This is a genomic window from Rhizobium sp. Leaf262 (genome assembly GCF_001422245.1).
Lineage (GTDB): Bacteria > Pseudomonadota > Alphaproteobacteria > Rhizobiales > Rhizobiaceae > Agrobacterium.
Genome location: NZ_LMMM01000004.1, coordinates 222,664 through 238,254, shown reverse-complemented (window position 1 = coordinate 238,254; position 15,591 = coordinate 222,664). Strand labels below are relative to the sequence as shown.

The following is a 15,591-nucleotide window of genomic DNA, read 5'->3' as shown; positions in this document are numbered from 1 at the left end:
GGAAAAGCCGGGTCAACGCCCGGCTTTTTTTATTGATTGCAATCTGCTGCCTTGCCATCCTTTGGCAGACGCTAGTTGGGAGGAAATGATGAAAAAGCCGATAGCCGTGCTGAACCGGTCAGACTGGAGTGATGGTGAGGATTTCTGGCAGGGAGAGTTTGAAGGACGCACTTTCGGAACGAATGCCTCCGTTATGTTCTATACAGTGAACGAGGTGGGCAAAGGCACAGGACTGCACAAACATCCCTATGATGAAATCTTCATCATGCGAAAGGGCAATGCGCTGTTTACAATTGGAGATGAGGAAATCCGCGCCTCTGCCGGGCAGGTCCTGTTCGGACCCGCCAACATTCCTCATAAATATATCAATCTCGGACCCGGTCCGTTGGAAACGACGGATATCCACGTCACCGATGTTTTCATCCAGGACAATCTGGACTGATCCCACCATTCAATGCGCAGTCACACCCAGAAACTGCTTCAATTCCGCGGTCTTCGGCGCTGAAAACACCTCTTCCGGAGGGCCGATTTCGTGGACTTTGCCCTCGTGCATGAAGACCACGCGGGAGCAAACGTCTCGGGCGAATTTCATTTCGTGGGTGACCATGACGAGTGTCATGCCTTCCGCCGCCAGTTCGCGGACGACGGCCAGCACTTCGGCCACGAGTTCCGGGTCGAGAGCCGAGGTGATTTCGTCGCATAGAAGCGCTGTCGGCTGCATGGCAAGCGCACGGGCAATGGCCACGCGCTGCTGCTGGCCGCCGGAGAGTTCGTCGGGGTAAGCATCGAATTTATGCGCCAGACCCACGCGTTCCAGCATCTTGCGCGCCAGTGCTTCCGCTTCTGCCTTCGGCGTCTTCTTCACCACCGTCTGCGACAGCATGACGTTGCCGCCGACGGTGAGATGCGGGAACAGATTGAACTGCTGAAAGATCATCCCGACTTTCAGACGCAAGGCTTTAAGATGAAGCTCGTCATCCAGAAACTGTGCACCGGCGACCGAGATCGCGCCTGATGAGATTGTCTCGAGGCCGTTGACGCAGCGCAGCAGGGTCGATTTTCCCGAACCGCTCTTGCCGATGATCGCGATGACTTCACCCGGCTCGATATCGAGGTTGATGCCTTTCAGCACCTCGTTCGTGCCGTAGCTCTTGCGGACTTCAGTGATTTCGATGAGCGACATTAAGCTTCCTTTCGAGAATCTGGCTGCTCTTCGATAGCGGCCAGCACAGCGCGAAATAAATGAGGGCAACGAGGCCATAGACGGTGAAGGGCTGGAAGGTAGCGTTGGTGACAACAGTGCCAGCTTTGGACAACTCCACGAAGCCGATGATCGACGTGACAGCCGTTCCCTTGATGACCTGAACGGCAAAGCCAACGGTTGGTGGAATGGCGACGCGCAGCGCCTGTGGCAGAATGACGTATCGCATCTGCTGCAACCGCCCCATACCGAGGCTCGCAGATGCCTCCCATTGCCCCTTGGACACGGCCTCCACACAGCCGCGCCATATCTCGGTGAGGAAGGCCGCGGCCCAGAGAATGAGCGTTATACCGGCGGCGAGCCATGCTGGCACATCGATACCCAGCAGCCCAAGCCCGAAGAAGGCGATGAACAGCTGCATCAGCAGCGGTGTGCCCTGAAACAGCTCGACATAATATTCGGCGAAAACCCGCAGCGACTTCTTTTTCGAAATTCGCATGAACAGCAGCAGAAGGCCAACCATTGCACCGCCGATAAAGGAAACGAGCGATAGCAGCACCGTCCAGCGCGCAGCCAGCAGCAGGTTGCGCAGAATATCCCAGGTGGAAAACTCGATCATCGGGCGCTCCTTCTTGGAAAAATGAAGCCGCCGATGACAAGCAATATCTGTCGCAGCAGAATGGCCAGCGCAAGATAGATCACGGTCGATACCATATAGGCTTCAAAGGCGCGAAATGTGCGGGACTGAATGAAGTTGGCCGCGAAGGTCAAATCCTCCGCCGCAATCTGCGACACCACGGAAGAGCCAAGCATGACGATAACCACCTGTGACGACAGAGCAGGCCAGATTCGTTGCAGCGATGGCACCAGCACCACATGGCGGAACGTTTCAAACCGCGTCATGGCAAGACTGGCCCCTGCCTCGAATTGCCCCTTCGGCGTTGCCTGAATGCCCGCGCGGATAATTTCGCAGCTATAGGCGCCCAGGTTGACGACCATGGCGATATTGGCCGCCGTCAGCTCCGTCAGTTGCAAACCCAGCGATGGAAGGCCGAAGAAGATGAAGAACAGCTGGATCAGAAACGGCGTATTACGGATCAGCTCCACATAAAGCGCGATGGGTGGGCGCAGCCAAGTCGGCCCGAGTGCACGCACCCATGCGCAGAAAATGCCGAGTGCAATTCCGAGCACACCACCGATGGCAATCAGCTGAAGGGTAATCAGTACCCCCTTCACGATCACAGGATAATATTCGAGAAGCCACCCGAATTCGAAAGTGTAATTCACGACGGTTCCTTTCGAAAAAATATAAGGAACCGCGCCCCGCATCACCACAAGGCGCGAATTCTAAACGGTCTCAAATATCCTTCGGCAGGTCGGTCTTCAGCCACTTCTGCGCAATGGCGTTCAGGCTGCCATCCGCCTTTGCAGCGGTAATGATGGCATTGACCTTTTCCAGAAGCGCTGGCTGGTCCTTGTTAAGACCGATGAAGCATGGGGAGTTCTTGATGAGAAACTTCAGTTCCGGGCGCTTCGGCGGGTTCTTTTCCAGAATGGCAGCGGCAACCACATTGCCGGTTGCGACCGTCTGGACCTGACCGGAAAGGAATGCGGAAATGGTGCCGTTATTGTCTTCGTAGCGCTTGATGGTGGCATCCGCAGGGGCGATCTTCGTCAGTTCCAGATCTTCCACCGCACCACGCGTGACGCCGATGGTCTTGCCGGAAAGGTCTTCGGCCTTTTCGATCTTGACGCTTTCAGGCGCGAAAACGCCGTTGAAGAAAGGCGCATAGGCAACCGAGAAGTCGATGACCTTTTCACGATCCGCATTCTTGCCAAGGCTGGAAATGACCAGATCGACCTTGTTGGTCTGGAGGTAGGGAACGCGGTTGGCGCTGGTGACGGGTACCAGTTCTGCCTTCACGCCCAGCTTTTCGGCAATCAGATTGGCCACGTCGATGTCATATCCACGCGGAGCCATATCGGTGCCTACGCTGCCGAAGGGCGGAAAGTCCTGCGGCACGGCAACACGGATTGTGCCGCGAGAGGAAATGTCGCTCAAGGCATCTGCAAAGACAGGCGCGGCGAAGCTGGCGCTTGCGGCAATGGCGATAGCGGCGAAAAATGCACGTCTGTTGAACATCTGAAATCTCCTAGAGAGTTGCGTGGAGTGGAGGGAGGGAAAGGGAATTACGAAGCTCGAAATGGCGATCTTGCTGCCGCGTCAGGTCAAGGCCGGTCTCGACCTCGTCCAGATGCGTGACGGCAAGTTCAGACGCTTTCAGGAAGTCACCCGCATCCATCGCTTCGAAGATGCGGCAATGCCCTTCATGCGATTGCGCGGCGTGGAAATCCGACTGGTAGAGCATGGAGATCAAAATCGTGCGGGCGGTGAGATCGCGCAGCAGATCGATGATGATGTCGTTTCCGGCAATCTCGGCGATGCGAATATGGAAGTCGCCCATCAGGCATGTCAGCCGCTGCCGGTCGGCAACTGCCATCGCCTGCTTCTCCTCTTCAAGATGATCGAGGAGTATCTGCCGACCTGCGGCTGGAAGCATGGTCATGGTGCGCAGCAAACCGCATTCTATGACGCGGCGGGCCTTATAGACCCGGACAGCCTCTTCCGCCGAGGGCTCGACCACGAACCAGCCTCGGCGTGGGCTGACCTGAACGATGCCGCGAGTAACCAGGCGCATCATCGCCTCGCGGATTTTGGTGCGCGACACGCCGTAAATCTCCGCCAGCTGGTTTTCACCCAGGCGCGTCCCAGGGCGTATGCGCGCTGACAGAATGGCGGAGACAATGGCCGATTCTATCGCGTTTTGGTCAGTATGAGATGTATGTAGATCTTGCATACAAGATTGGTAAGCAAGCTGCGTGCCATTCTGAGGAGGGCAAAAAATCCAATGCCCAGCGGTGCTGCGGCACTGGAAAAATGCTAATATGGTTGTTTTTTAATCGCGATCATTTTGTGTGCGATCACAAATTGGGCGTTGGCAGCATCAAGCCTTACGGTCAATCGCACCGTTTTTGTCGCGATAGACCGACAGCAAAATTTCCGCACCGACCTCACCGGGTGGGCGCTCAGTTCGCAGACGCTGCTGCACCAGCGCAAAACCTTCCAGCATGGCACGACGTTGCAACGTGTCGGAAGACAGCCGTTCTGCCCAGCGGAGCATAGACCCGGCGCGAACCACTTCGTTGATATATTCCGGCACCACCGCATAGTCGGCAATCAGGTTGGGCAAGGCACCCGTCCATGTCTTTATCCGCCGGCTTAGCATGGTGAAAATCCAGTCCGTCTTGTAAACGGACACGACGGGAACGTTGGCGAGCGCGAGTTCGAGGATGACCGTGCCGGAGGCAGCGATAGCGGCATCTGATGCAGCGAACACCTGCCACTTGAATGCCGCACCCGTGCCGATCTCTGGTCGCGTATCGTCCGGCCACGCGGCGGCCAATTCACGAATCCGGGCTTCCTGCCGTGGAACAGTGGGCAAAACGAAGCGTGTGGGACCGTTGCGCTCCACGAAAGCGCTTGCAGCGTCTTTCAGCGGCTCCATAAGGCGCGTGGTTTCGGTGGACCTTGAACCGGGAAGAAGAAGAATGGTTCTCGGCTCACCCGCTTGCGGTGCGGGACGCTCGGCGCGTAATGATCGCACGCGCAGCAAATCCTCATCGACACTCAGGCGGTGGCCGACGAAGGTCGTGGGTGGACCTCCCAGACGCCGCATGGCCTCTGGTTCGAAGGGCAGCAAGGCCAGAACGTGATCCACATAGGCCACCATCGCCGGAGCGCGCTTTTCCTTCCAGGCCCAGACGCTGGGGCAGACGTAGTTGACGACGGGCAAATCCGGCATCACCTTGCGGACTCGTTTTGCCACGCGATGGGTAAAATCCGGGCTGTCGATGATCAGCAGCACGTCCGGCCGCGCAGCGATGATCGCGTTTGCCGTTTCCTTGATGCGCGCCACCAACTGCGGCAGTTTTTTCAGAACCTGCGTAAAGCCCATGATCGACAATTCGGAATAATCGAACAGCGATGTCAGCCCCTGCGCCTCAAGCCCCTCACCGCCCACGCCGACCAGTTCGATGCGTCCGCCATAGTGCGATTTCAACGCATGAACGAGGTCCGCGCCCAGAAGGTCGCCGGAGACTTCACCTGCAATCACCGCCAGCTTCAGCACGCTTTCTGTCACATCATCTCTCCCGCAAGACCCGTATCTATACCGCACACAAACAATCCGGCAGCATCCGCGGCTTCCAGCATGGCGTCACGATCCAGAATGAACGCCCTGCCCGCTTCAACCGCGATACCGGCAAGCCCAGCCTCAGCAGCGTTGTGGACAGTCGAGGGGCCGATGGTCGGCAAGTCTGCACGGATATCCTGCTGTGGCTTGCACAGCTTGACCAGAACGCCCTTGCGGCGACTGGAAATACGGCCCTGCGCGCGCAAAGAGGCAACCCTTGCAAGCATTCCATCTGTGCCCTCCACGCCCTCCAGCGCTACCAACCGGCCACCCACGGAAACCGCGCCCTGCCCGACATCCAGCGCACCCAGAGCCAAAGCGGCCTGCGCGCCCTTGGCGATGTCCCTGCGGTCCTCTTCACCGGGCGTCAGTTTTCCGAGTGGGCCGGTCGTTGCCAGCAAAGCCGGAGCGATCTCATGGGCTCCAATGACCCGCGCGCCTTGCGCTTCGATAAGTCCGATCACCATTTGCAGCACCGTATCGTCGCCGCCCGAAAGCAGCGTGCGAATGATGGACGGCATTTTTGCGATCATCTTGAGATTGGGGCGAATTTCCCGCCACTCCGGTCGGCGCGATACGCCACCGGACAGCACGACACGGTCTATTGCGTGTTGTGAAAGCGCTCGCCCCAGGCTCGACACGTCACCAACACTGATGGAGACGTTGTCGAACCCGGACCAATCCAGATCAGCTTCATTCAGCAGACGAATGATGAAGGGCTTTTCTCCCGCCTGCTGCGCGGCCTGCGCGACATAGTAAGGGAGAAAACCGCTGCCAGCGATGATGGCCAGTCGCCCCTCGACCTGCGACACGGACTACTTTCCGCGGTTGGGCGACGAAATGGCCCGGTCGTTCGCTGCGGCGATGAAGTCGATGATTTCCAAAGCCTGCGGGCAATCCAGATAATCATCGCGCACAGCGGCCGCATTGGCGCGAACATTGCCTTCGCTCTCGAAGATTTGCTTGTAGGCACGGCGAACCTTGTGGATTTCAGCGCGCTCTATGCCGGCACGCGTCATGCCGACGATGTTGAGCCCGCTCAGAATTCCCGGATTACCGTTAAGCATGCCATAGGGAATGACGTCGTAGCTCACGGCAGACAGACCCCCGACAAAGGCCTGACGGCCCACGCGGGTAAACTGGTGCACGGCAGAACCGCCGCCCAGAATAGCCCGGTCCTCGATGGTCACATGGCCAGCCAGCATGACATTGTTGGACAGGATGATGTTGTTACCCAGACGGCAATCATGCGCCACATGGGCATAGGCCAGGAAGAGATTGTTGTTGCCGACGATGGTGGTGCCGCCATGTTCGACGGTGCCGGTGTTCATCGTCACGCCTTCACGGATGGTGCAATTTTCACCGATGACCAGGGTCGTATCGACGGCACTGTGATGCGCACTTTGCGAGTCGCCACCAATGACGGCGGAAGGCCAGATTTTGGTGCCCTTGCCAACGGTGGTGCTGCCCAGCACGACGACATGACTGATCAGCTGAACATCATCATGCAGCGTGACCTTCGGCCCGACATGGCAGAAAGGGCCGACGACGACATTCTCGCCGATGACCGCGCCATCTTCGATGAAGGACATGGGATGAATCTGGGCCGAGGCCGCAATCCTGCTCATTGCTGATCCTCGGGGATCATCATCGCGCCGATATCAGCCTCGGCCACCAGAACGCCATCCACCTTCGCATCGCAATGGAATTTCCAGACATTGCCGCGCTGGCGCTGCTTGACGACGTAGATTTCCAGACGATCGCCCGGCACGACCGGCTTGCGGAAGCGCGCATTGTCGATGGTCATGAAATAGACGAGATGGCCGCCGTCACCCTGCTTGCGCGCACAGATCGCGCCCGCCGTCTGCGCCATGGCCTCTACGATCAGAACGCCCGGCATGATCGGGCGATCCGGGAAGTGCCCGGTGAAATGCGGTTCGTTGACGGTGACGTTCTTGATGCCGGTTGCCGAATTGTCAGCGTCGATATCGATGATCTTGTCGATCAGCAAAAATGGATAACGATGCGGCAGCAGCTTCATCACTTCCAGGATGTCGGCTGCGCCAAGCGTCGTTTTCGTCTCTTCAGACATTCTTCTCTCCTGTCTTCTTATCCCGCTCTTCGGCGCGTGCCAGCAACTCTGCCATGTCCCGCAGGAAATGCTTGAGAGGCCGCGCCGGTACTCCACCATATTTCGCGCCCGCGGGCACGTCGGCCACAACGCCGCTCATGGCCGCGATCTGCGCGCCGTCACCGATCGTGATATGGCCGTTGATACCACAAGCACCACCGATCATGACGCCGTCACCAATGCGTGTACTTCCGGCAATCCCCACCTTGCTGACGATGCCACAGTGCCGCCCGATGCGCACATTGTGCCCGATCTGCACCTGATTATCGATCTTGGTACCCTCACCGATGACAGTGTCATCCATGGTGCCCCGATCGACGGTGGTGTTGGCACCAATCTCGACATTGTCCTGAATGATGACCCGGCCGATCTGCACGATCTTGATCATGCCGCGCGGGCCCGGCGCATAACCAAAGCCATCCTGCCCGATGCGCGCACCATTATGGATGATGACGCCGTTACCCAGCAAAGCGGCAAGAATGCTGGCTCCACCCGCAATCGTACAATCACGCCCGATCTGCACGTCTGCGCCGATGATTGCGCCTGGTCCGATTCGGGTGCCGCTGCCGATATGCACGTTAGCACCGATGACGGCCAAAGGCTCCACCAAGACGCCTGCCTCCAGCTTGGCGGAGGGATGGATATGCGCTGCAGGAGAAATATCTGACGTTTGATCCAGTATCGCAGAAGGTCGCATAGCGGAGTCATGCAGCAAGGCACCCGCCTGCGCAAAGACCGTATGCGGATTTTTTGAGATCAATGCCGGAATATGCGCAGGCACGAGGCTTCTCAGCGCTTCATCACAGATGACGGCAGCCGCCTCGCAGGTCAGCAATTCGTCGCGGTTCTTGCGGGACAGAATGTAGCAAAGCTGATCCGATTTTGCGCGGTACACCGGCGCAATGGATCGCACCACACGATCGGAAGCCGTCTCATCAGACAGTTCCGCCCCAAGACGGTCAGCGATATCTTTCAATCGCATGCCAGCATGGGGCGGAAAAAAAGCATTATAGTCCATCAACCGGATACTCCAGAACGTTCAAACTCGCAGTTCTGGACTGCCGATATCAGAAAGTGTTGGACATGCCAAACCGGAAATTCTGCACTTCGTCGTAGTCTTCCTTCATGAAAGGAACGGCATAGTCGACACGCAGAGGACCGAAGGGCGACGCCCACATGATACCGATACCGGCAGAAGCGCGGATCGAGCTATCATCATCCACGCGCTCGCCACCGGAAACTTTGACCTTGTTTCCGTAAAGCGTTCCGGCATCCACGAAGCCGGCAAGGCGCAGACCGAAGTCTTCCGGCACGCCTGGCATAGGTGCCGTTACTTCAGCAGAGGCTGCGAAATAAGTTGTTCCGCCGATCGCATCGCCATCGATACGTGGACCGATACCGTCATTCTCGAAACCACGGATCACGCGGCCACCGATCTTGAACTGGTCAAACACGAGCAGGTTGTCACCAGTCGGAGCAACATAACCGGCCTGACCCGTCAGCGATCCGATGATGTCATATTCATCAGACAGCGTGTGGTAGTAACGAGCCTTGGCGTAGATTTTGTAGTATTCCGAGTCGCCACCGAGACCAGCAAACTCGTTGGTCAATGCACCCTGCCAGCCTTCGCGTGGCATGGCGCGGTCATCAAGGCTGTTATAGGCCAGCGTGTTCGAGATGATCGACTGCGTCCAATCTCCACCAGCAATCAAGTCACGATAAGGAGACGCCAAGTTAGCTGGATTGGTCCAATCACCCTTACCGTCATAGTTGATCTGCTTGTACGTGTACTTGAACGTCGTCGCCAGATTTTCGGTGATCGGAGCTGTTACGCGAAGCGCGAAGCCCTGTTCATCGTAATCGTAATAATCTTCGCTCGAGCTCTGGCTCTTGAACAGGTCGAAACCTGCTGCAAGGCGATAGCCGAGGAAATAAGGCTCGGTGAAGGACAGGTTGTAGCTACGCGCATCATCCTGACCGGCACCAGCAGCAATACGGATGTACTGGCCGCGACCGAGGAAGTTCTTTTCTTCGATCGACGCTTCGAGAAGCGCGCCGTCGTTCTGCGAGTAACCCGCACCGATACCGAAGGAGCCGGTTGCCTGATCTTCGACGTCCACAACGATCACGACGCGGTCAGGAGCGCTGCCCTGCGACGTGCTGATGTTGACCTTGGAGAAGTAGCCAAGCGCTTCGAGACGGCGCTTTGCAGCGGAGACAATCGTCTGGTTGAAAGCATCGCCTTCGCTGATATCGAATTCGCGGCGGATAACATAGTCACGCGTACGTGTGTTACCGCGGATTTCGATACGCTCGACATAGGCGCGCTCGCCCTGATCGACGATGTACGTCACACCGATAGTGTTGCCAGACAGGTCACGGTCGCCACGAGGCGTCACACGTGCAAATGGGTAGCCTTCTGCAGAGACACGCTTGGAAATAGCTTCCATGCTCTGCTGGACTTCCTTGGCGCTGTAGTTGGAGCCCGAACGGGTTTCAACGAGACCCTGAAGCTCGGAGCCATCGATACCGGGAACGGTGGACTCAACACCGACGTTGCCGAAGGCATAACGCTGACCTTCGTCGACCGTGATGGTGATCGTGTACTCGTTCGTCGCTTCATCCAGCACCGCGTTTGAAGAGGTGACGCGGAAGTCGGCATAACCACGGTTATAATAGAACTGGCGCAGCGCTTCTTCGTCAGCGCGCAGCTTGTCCTCATTATAGACATCCTTACGCGTCAGGAACGACAGCATGTTGGATTTCTTGGTGTTGAGGACGGCAGCAAGACGACCGTCGCTATAGGCATTGTTGCCGACGAAATCGATACGGGCGATCTTGGTGCGCTCACCTTCGTTGATGACGAAAGCAAGGTTGACGCGTCCCTGACCGACATTGACGACCTGCGTGGTGACCTGAACGTCACTACGGCCGATTGCGGCATAGGCTTCCTTGATGCGACCGATATCGGCTGTTACCAGCGTCGGATCGTATGGGCCGAGCGACTGCGTCTGAACGATGCCCTGAAGCTTGTCGTCCTTGATCTTGCGGTTGCCGTTGAACACGACCTGGTTGACGAGATTGTTCTCACGAACCGTCACGACCAGTGTGCTGCCGGATACGCTCATGCTGACGTTGGAGAAATATCCCGTTGCATAGAGACGCTTCACCGATTCATCGATATCCGAATTGGAAAAGTTCCGGCCCGGGGCGATCGTGATATTGGAACGCACGGCATCAGCACCGGCACGTTCGGCACCACGCACATCAACGCGCTGGATCACTGCTGCATTTGCAACGCCGGAGGAAGCAAGCACTCCCAGAGCTGCGACCGAAGAAACACCAGCAGACAGCGCAACCGCCGACACCGCGTTCAAAAATCTTGAACCAGCCTTCATTTTCAATTCTTACCTTTTCCCGTTGTCCCTCAGCGGGCGGAACCCGACTCCGGCCATCTGCGTCGTTTTACCTGCTTTTCCTCTACAAGCAAGCCCGACCGTTAATTTCTGTTTACTTCGCAAGCCACCGTGGCTCAATCGCCACTTTGGCTTCAAAACAAGGTAAACAACCCCTTAAAAAACAGACTCAAAAGCCATCTTCAGCCGATCAAGCTGCTGATATCATTCCATGTGGCAAATACCATCAAACTGAAAATCATGGCAAGACCAATACGGAAAGCGACTTCCTGCGCCCCTGATCCCAACGGCCTGCCACGGATCGCCTCGATAGCGTAAAACACCAGATGCCCCCCGTCCAGAACGGGCACAGGCATCAAATTCAGCAGGCCGATGGAGACCGAAAGCAGGGCCGCAAGCTGGATGACCGCAGCAAAACCAAGCGACGCCATCTGCCCAGAAGCCTGGGCCACGCGAACGGGTCCACCCAACTGGTCGGCATTCATGCGACCCGTGATAAGATTGCCGATGTAGGCAAATGTACCCGTCACCACGTGACCGGTTTCCCGAACGCCTTCTATCAGCGCCTCGCCCGGCGAATAGGTCACATGCCTGAAGTTTCCGCGGGTTTGATCGGTCACGATGCCGATGATTCCCAGTTCCATCTTGTTGCCGAACTGGTCCGTCGTTTCGGTCCGAGTCGGCACCATGGGCAAGTTGAGCTGCTGCCCGTCGCGCTCGACCGTGACGGTAATCGGCGTGGCAGGGCGAACCGCCACGTAACGGCGCACGTCCTCGAACGTCTTGACGTTTTCCCCGTCGATCGCAACCAGCCTGTCACCGGGGAGAACACCGGCGGTCTGGGCGGCACTGTTTTCACGCACCTCCGAAACGATAGGATCGGAAATCATGCGGCCATAAATGGTGAAAAGCGCTGCGAAGATGAGAATCGCGAGCAGGAAATTGGCAATCGGGCCGGCAGCAACCGTTGCGGCTCTTTTCCACAACTTTGCGCCTGCAAGCGTCTGCGCCCTTTCCTCCAGCGTCAAACCGGAAAGGCCATCGCTGTCAGGCTTGCTTGAAACATCCTCGTCGCCGAAGAATTTGACGTAGCCGCCAAGCGGGATCGCGGAAATCTTCCAACGCGTACCGTGCTTGTCGGTAAAACCGATGAGTTCAGGTCCGAAACCGACCGAAAAAGCTGTGGATCGAATCCCACACCAGCGTCCGACCAGATAATGTCCCATCTCGTGAACAAAGACGAGCAGGGAAAGAACGAGAATGAACGGCACCATGTACCCGGTCAAGAAACCAACCGTTGCCGTCACCATATCCATCTAACCCAGCCTTTCGAAATTGCGTGCCGCCGTAACGGTCAGAACCCCGGCAGAATTCCGCCGCCCGATCCTGGCACATCACCCGTTATCGCCGCGTGAACGACAGCAATGAGGAATACGGTAAAGCAGGCAAAAACAAGACCGTCAACCCGGTCCATGAAACCGCCGTGGCCGGGGATGAGATTGCTGGAATCCTTGACCTTGAAACGGCGCTTGATGAAGGATTCGAAAAGGTCGCCGATCTGGCTGAAAATCGAAAGAACGAGCGCCAGCCCGAGAATCACAAGGCTGATGCGGCCATGATAGGCCGCCGCCACACCCGCACCGGCCACAACGCCAGATACCGTGCCGCCAACCGCGCCGGACCATGTCTTTCCTGGAGAAATGGCGGGAGCAAGCTTTGGTCCACCGATGGCGCGACCGACGAAATAAGCCAGAATATCGGTGGCCCAGACGATAGCGAATACGAAGATCATCGCCGCCAGCCCGCTCGCTTCATCGCCGCGGATGGCTGCCAGCGAGATCCCGCTCAGTCCGGCGTAAATGATACCGCCAACCAGCCACCAGTTCCGCCCGCGCAACACCGGAAACAACGCCGCCGTCAGCGCAAAACCGGACAGAAGCGGCAGATCGAGCGACGACTCGCCAAAAATGGTATTCCCGCTCATAACCGCAACGGAAAACCAACCCCAGGCGTACCCCGTAGGATTGGTGTCCGACAGCTTGGTAATCGTGCTCCACTCGTAAAAGATCAGCAGCGCCAGCAGACCAGCCATCAGGCGAAAGACCATTCCGCCATGCCAGGTGGCCGTAAGAATGACAGCAGCCAGGACGATGGCGGAAATGATCCGCAGTTTCAGTTCGCGGCTCATCAAACGCCCGCCAGAGCGACTTGCCCGGAAAGGCCACCAAACCTGCGATCACGCGTCATATACTGATCGATGGCAGCAAAGAATGTCTTGCGGTCGAAATCCGGCCAGTAGTCGGGGATGAACAGAAACTCCGAATAGGCGGCCTGCCATAGCATGAAATTGGACAGACGCTCCTCGCCGCTCGTGCGGATGATGAGGTCGGGATCGGGCATGCCGGCAGTGTCGAGGCGCGCAGTAATCGCGTCTGCGTCAATAGCCGCAGCGTCGATGACACCAGCTGCAACGTCCCTCGCAAGCGAGGCCGCCGCCCGGGCGATCTCATCGCGAGAACCGTAATTGAAGGCGATGATCAGCGTCAGCGCCGTGTTTTCCGCCGTCATCTGCTCGGCCTCGACAAGCAGGTTGCGAATGTCGTCTTTCAGGTTGTCCCGATCGCCAATGACGCGCACCCGGACATTTTCCCGATGCAGGTCTGCAAGATCGCGCCTGATGAAGGCCTTGAGAAGCCCAAGCAGATCACTGACCTCCGATTCCGGCCTGCGCCAGTTTTCGGAGGAGAATGCAAAGAGTGTGAGATACTTCAGGCCGCATTCGCCTGCTGCGCGCACGGTTTCACGCACCGCCTCGACACCGCGACGGTGGCCCATGATGCGCGGAAGACCGCGCTGCTTTGCCCAACGCCCGTTACCATCCATGATGATGGCAACATGCTCGGGTGGTGAGGAACGTGTAATGTCCGACATCTCGATCCAGTATAAAGCAGCACGGAATGAATAGGAAAAAATCTGCGGTGGCCTAACGACCGACTACACCTGCATGATTTCTTTTTCCTTCTCCGCAAGCAAGCGATCAATATCCAAAATTGTGTCATCTGTCATTTTCTGAACCTTGTCAGACTGACCACGGCTTTCATCCTGACCGATGTCACCATCCTTTTCGGCTTTTTTCAGACCGTCCATACCATCGCGGCGAACGTGACGAATGGCAACCTTGGCCTTTTCCGCATAGTCATGTGCAACCTTGACCAGAGACTTGCGGCGCTCTTCATTGAGTTCCGGAAGAGGAATGCGCAGGTTCTGGCCATCAACGATCGGATTAAGGCCGAGATTGGATTCGCGGATCGCACGATCGACGGCGCCAACCATGGACTTGTCCCAGATGTTGACACCCAGCATGCGCGCTTCCGGTACGGTAATGTTGGCGACCTGCGACAGCGGCACGCGCGAACCATAGGCGTCGACTGTCACCGGGTCCAGAATGTTGGCAGAAGCGCGACCGGTGCGCAGCGAAGCGATATCGCTCTTGAAAGCATTGATCGCGCCATCCATGCGGCGCTTGATATCGTTGAGGTCAATACCACTCATTTTCATACTCCATCAGTTCTGGCCAAGAGGGCCTTAATGTCACGGCGCGGAATCAACGCCGGATGTTACTTGTCGTGCACGATGGTCTTGCGACCGCCACCCGTCAATATTTGTGCAAAACCGCCCTTCTCGTGGATCGAGAAAACGATGATTGGAATGTGGTTTTCGCGGGCCAGCGCAACGGCGGCGACATCCATCACGGCCAAGCCCTTGCCCAGAACTTCCGAATGCGTCAGTTCCTCGAAACGGGTTGCCGTCGGGTCTTTCTTCGGGTCGGCGGAATAGATGCCGTCCACCTGTGTGCCCTTGAAGATTGCCTCGGCACCCATTTCTGCCGCGCGCAATGCCGCGGCAGAATCGGTGGTGAAAAACGGGTTGCCGGTGCCACCAGCAAAAATCACGACCCGGCCCTGCGAAAGATGGTGCACGGCTGCGCGCTGCGAGAAGCTCTCACAGATTTCCGGCATGGCAATGGCCGAGAGAACGACGGTGTCGAGATCCAGCTTGCGCAGCGAGGTTGCCAGCGCCAGCGCATTGATGACCGTTCCCAGCATGCCCATGTGGTCGCCGGTCACCCGGTCGCCGCCCTTGGAGGCAACCGCCACGCCGCGGAAGATGTTTCCGCCGCCAACGACAACGCCAACTTCGACGCCCATGGCTCTGGCTTCGGCAATGTCAGAAGCAATACGGTCTGCGACGGCAACGTCGATGCCGAACCCCTGATCGCCCATGAGGGCTTCGCCCGACGCCTTGAGCAGAACACGTTTATAAAGCGGCTTGGAAGACATCATGACTCCTTAAAGCATGTCACGCACGGCCATGCAGAGTTTGCGGTGACGCCATGCGAAAACTAGAGAAAACCGCAAGCACGACGAATCCTGGAGATCGCCGCGCAGTACGGGATATTACCGGAACGCGGATACACGAAGGGCACCGCGTTGTCACGCGATGCCCCGTAGTTTTCCCATATTAGAGCGCCGTGCGTCCTTTTCGGACGCACAAAGGACGCTCTAACCCTTTAAATCTACGCATCGTGCT

17 protein-coding genes are annotated in these 15,591 nt (G+C 57.4%); 1 reads left to right on the top strand and 16 read right to left on the bottom strand.

The window, feature by feature from the left end:
* The first annotated feature begins 88 nt into the window (after positions 1–88).
* Positions 89–442 carry a cupin domain-containing protein gene (locus tag ASF29_RS06785; protein WP_062449837.1) on the top strand — a complete coding sequence of 118 codons (354 nt, stop codon included), beginning with the start codon at positions 89–91 and terminating at the stop codon, positions 440–442.
* Between the two features lie 9 nt (positions 443–451).
* On the opposite strand, the gene ASF29_RS06780 is transcribed toward ASF29_RS06785, so the two are convergent.
* From ASF29_RS06780 to pyrH, 16 genes are all read right to left on the bottom strand, one after another.
* On the bottom strand, positions 452–1,183 hold the full coding sequence (locus ASF29_RS06780) for an amino acid ABC transporter ATP-binding protein (RefSeq protein WP_062449835.1): 732 nt from the start codon (positions 1,181–1,183) through the stop codon (positions 452–454).
* Positions 1,161–1,820: an amino acid ABC transporter permease gene (locus ASF29_RS06775; RefSeq protein ID WP_062449833.1), complete on the bottom strand. Its 660-nt coding sequence runs from the start codon at positions 1,818–1,820 to the stop codon at positions 1,161–1,163. The genes ASF29_RS06780 and ASF29_RS06775 overlap by 23 nt, the downstream gene beginning before the upstream one ends.
* Positions 1,817–2,488 (bottom strand): amino acid ABC transporter permease, encoded by a 672-nt coding sequence (locus ASF29_RS06770; protein WP_062449948.1) that lies wholly within the window; start codon positions 2,486–2,488, stop codon positions 1,817–1,819. The genes ASF29_RS06775 and ASF29_RS06770 overlap by 4 nt, the downstream gene beginning before the upstream one ends.
* Positions 2,489–2,558: 70 nt before the next feature.
* Positions 2,559–3,344, bottom strand: coding sequence for a transporter substrate-binding domain-containing protein (locus tag ASF29_RS06765; RefSeq protein WP_062449831.1), 786 nt, complete (start codon positions 3,342–3,344; stop codon positions 2,559–2,561).
* A gap of 10 nt (positions 3,345–3,354) precedes the next feature.
* Positions 3,355–4,059, bottom strand: coding sequence for a GntR family transcriptional regulator (locus tag ASF29_RS06760; RefSeq protein WP_062449823.1), 705 nt, complete (start codon positions 4,057–4,059; stop codon positions 3,355–3,357).
* 147 nt (positions 4,060–4,206) lie between these two features.
* Positions 4,207–5,403 carry a lipid-A-disaccharide synthase gene (gene lpxB, locus ASF29_RS06755; RefSeq protein WP_062449821.1) on the bottom strand — a complete coding sequence of 399 codons (1,197 nt, stop codon included), beginning with the start codon at positions 5,401–5,403 and terminating at the stop codon, positions 4,207–4,209.
* On the bottom strand, positions 5,400–6,266 hold the full coding sequence (locus tag ASF29_RS06750) for an LpxI family protein (protein WP_062449819.1): 867 nt from the start codon (positions 6,264–6,266) through the stop codon (positions 5,400–5,402). Before ASF29_RS06750 ends, lpxB begins: the two co-directional genes overlap by 4 nt.
* Positions 6,267–6,269: 3 nt before the next feature.
* Complete coding sequence (lpxA, locus tag ASF29_RS06745; protein WP_062449816.1) at positions 6,270–7,082, bottom strand: acyl-ACP--UDP-N-acetylglucosamine O-acyltransferase; 813 nt, start codon at positions 7,080–7,082, stop codon at positions 6,270–6,272.
* Positions 7,079–7,546: a 3-hydroxyacyl-ACP dehydratase FabZ gene (gene fabZ, locus ASF29_RS06740; RefSeq protein WP_045230517.1), complete on the bottom strand. Its 468-nt coding sequence runs from the start codon at positions 7,544–7,546 to the stop codon at positions 7,079–7,081. Before fabZ ends, lpxA begins: the two co-directional genes overlap by 4 nt.
* Entirely contained in the window at positions 7,539–8,603 is a 1,065-nt protein-coding gene (lpxD, locus tag ASF29_RS06735) for a UDP-3-O-(3-hydroxymyristoyl)glucosamine N-acyltransferase (RefSeq protein WP_062449814.1), read from the bottom strand. Before lpxD ends, fabZ begins: the two co-directional genes overlap by 8 nt.
* Before the next feature lie 49 nt (positions 8,604–8,652).
* Positions 8,653–10,983, bottom strand: a complete 2,331-nt coding sequence (gene bamA, locus ASF29_RS06730) for an outer membrane protein assembly factor BamA (RefSeq protein ID WP_062449812.1) — start codon at positions 10,981–10,983, stop codon at positions 8,653–8,655.
* Between the two features lie 200 nt (positions 10,984–11,183).
* Positions 11,184–12,317, bottom strand: coding sequence for an RIP metalloprotease RseP (gene rseP, locus ASF29_RS06725; RefSeq protein ID WP_062449810.1), 1,134 nt, complete (start codon positions 12,315–12,317; stop codon positions 11,184–11,186).
* Positions 12,318–12,355: 38 nt separating this feature from the next.
* Positions 12,356–13,189 (bottom strand): phosphatidate cytidylyltransferase, encoded by an 834-nt coding sequence (locus tag ASF29_RS06720; RefSeq protein WP_062449808.1) that lies wholly within the window; start codon positions 13,187–13,189, stop codon positions 12,356–12,358.
* Positions 13,189–13,932, bottom strand: a complete 744-nt coding sequence (locus tag ASF29_RS06715; protein WP_062449806.1) for an isoprenyl transferase — start codon at positions 13,930–13,932, stop codon at positions 13,189–13,191. The genes ASF29_RS06720 and ASF29_RS06715 overlap by 1 nt, the downstream gene beginning before the upstream one ends.
* Positions 13,933–13,995: 63 nt before the next feature.
* Positions 13,996–14,553, bottom strand: a complete 558-nt coding sequence (frr, locus tag ASF29_RS06710; RefSeq protein ID WP_062449804.1) for a ribosome recycling factor — start codon at positions 14,551–14,553, stop codon at positions 13,996–13,998.
* A gap of 65 nt (positions 14,554–14,618) precedes the next feature.
* A complete protein-coding gene (pyrH, locus tag ASF29_RS06705) occupies positions 14,619–15,341 on the bottom strand; it encodes a UMP kinase (RefSeq protein WP_062449802.1) in 723 nt (240 codons plus the stop codon).
* Between the last annotated feature and the right edge of the window lie 250 nt (positions 15,342–15,591).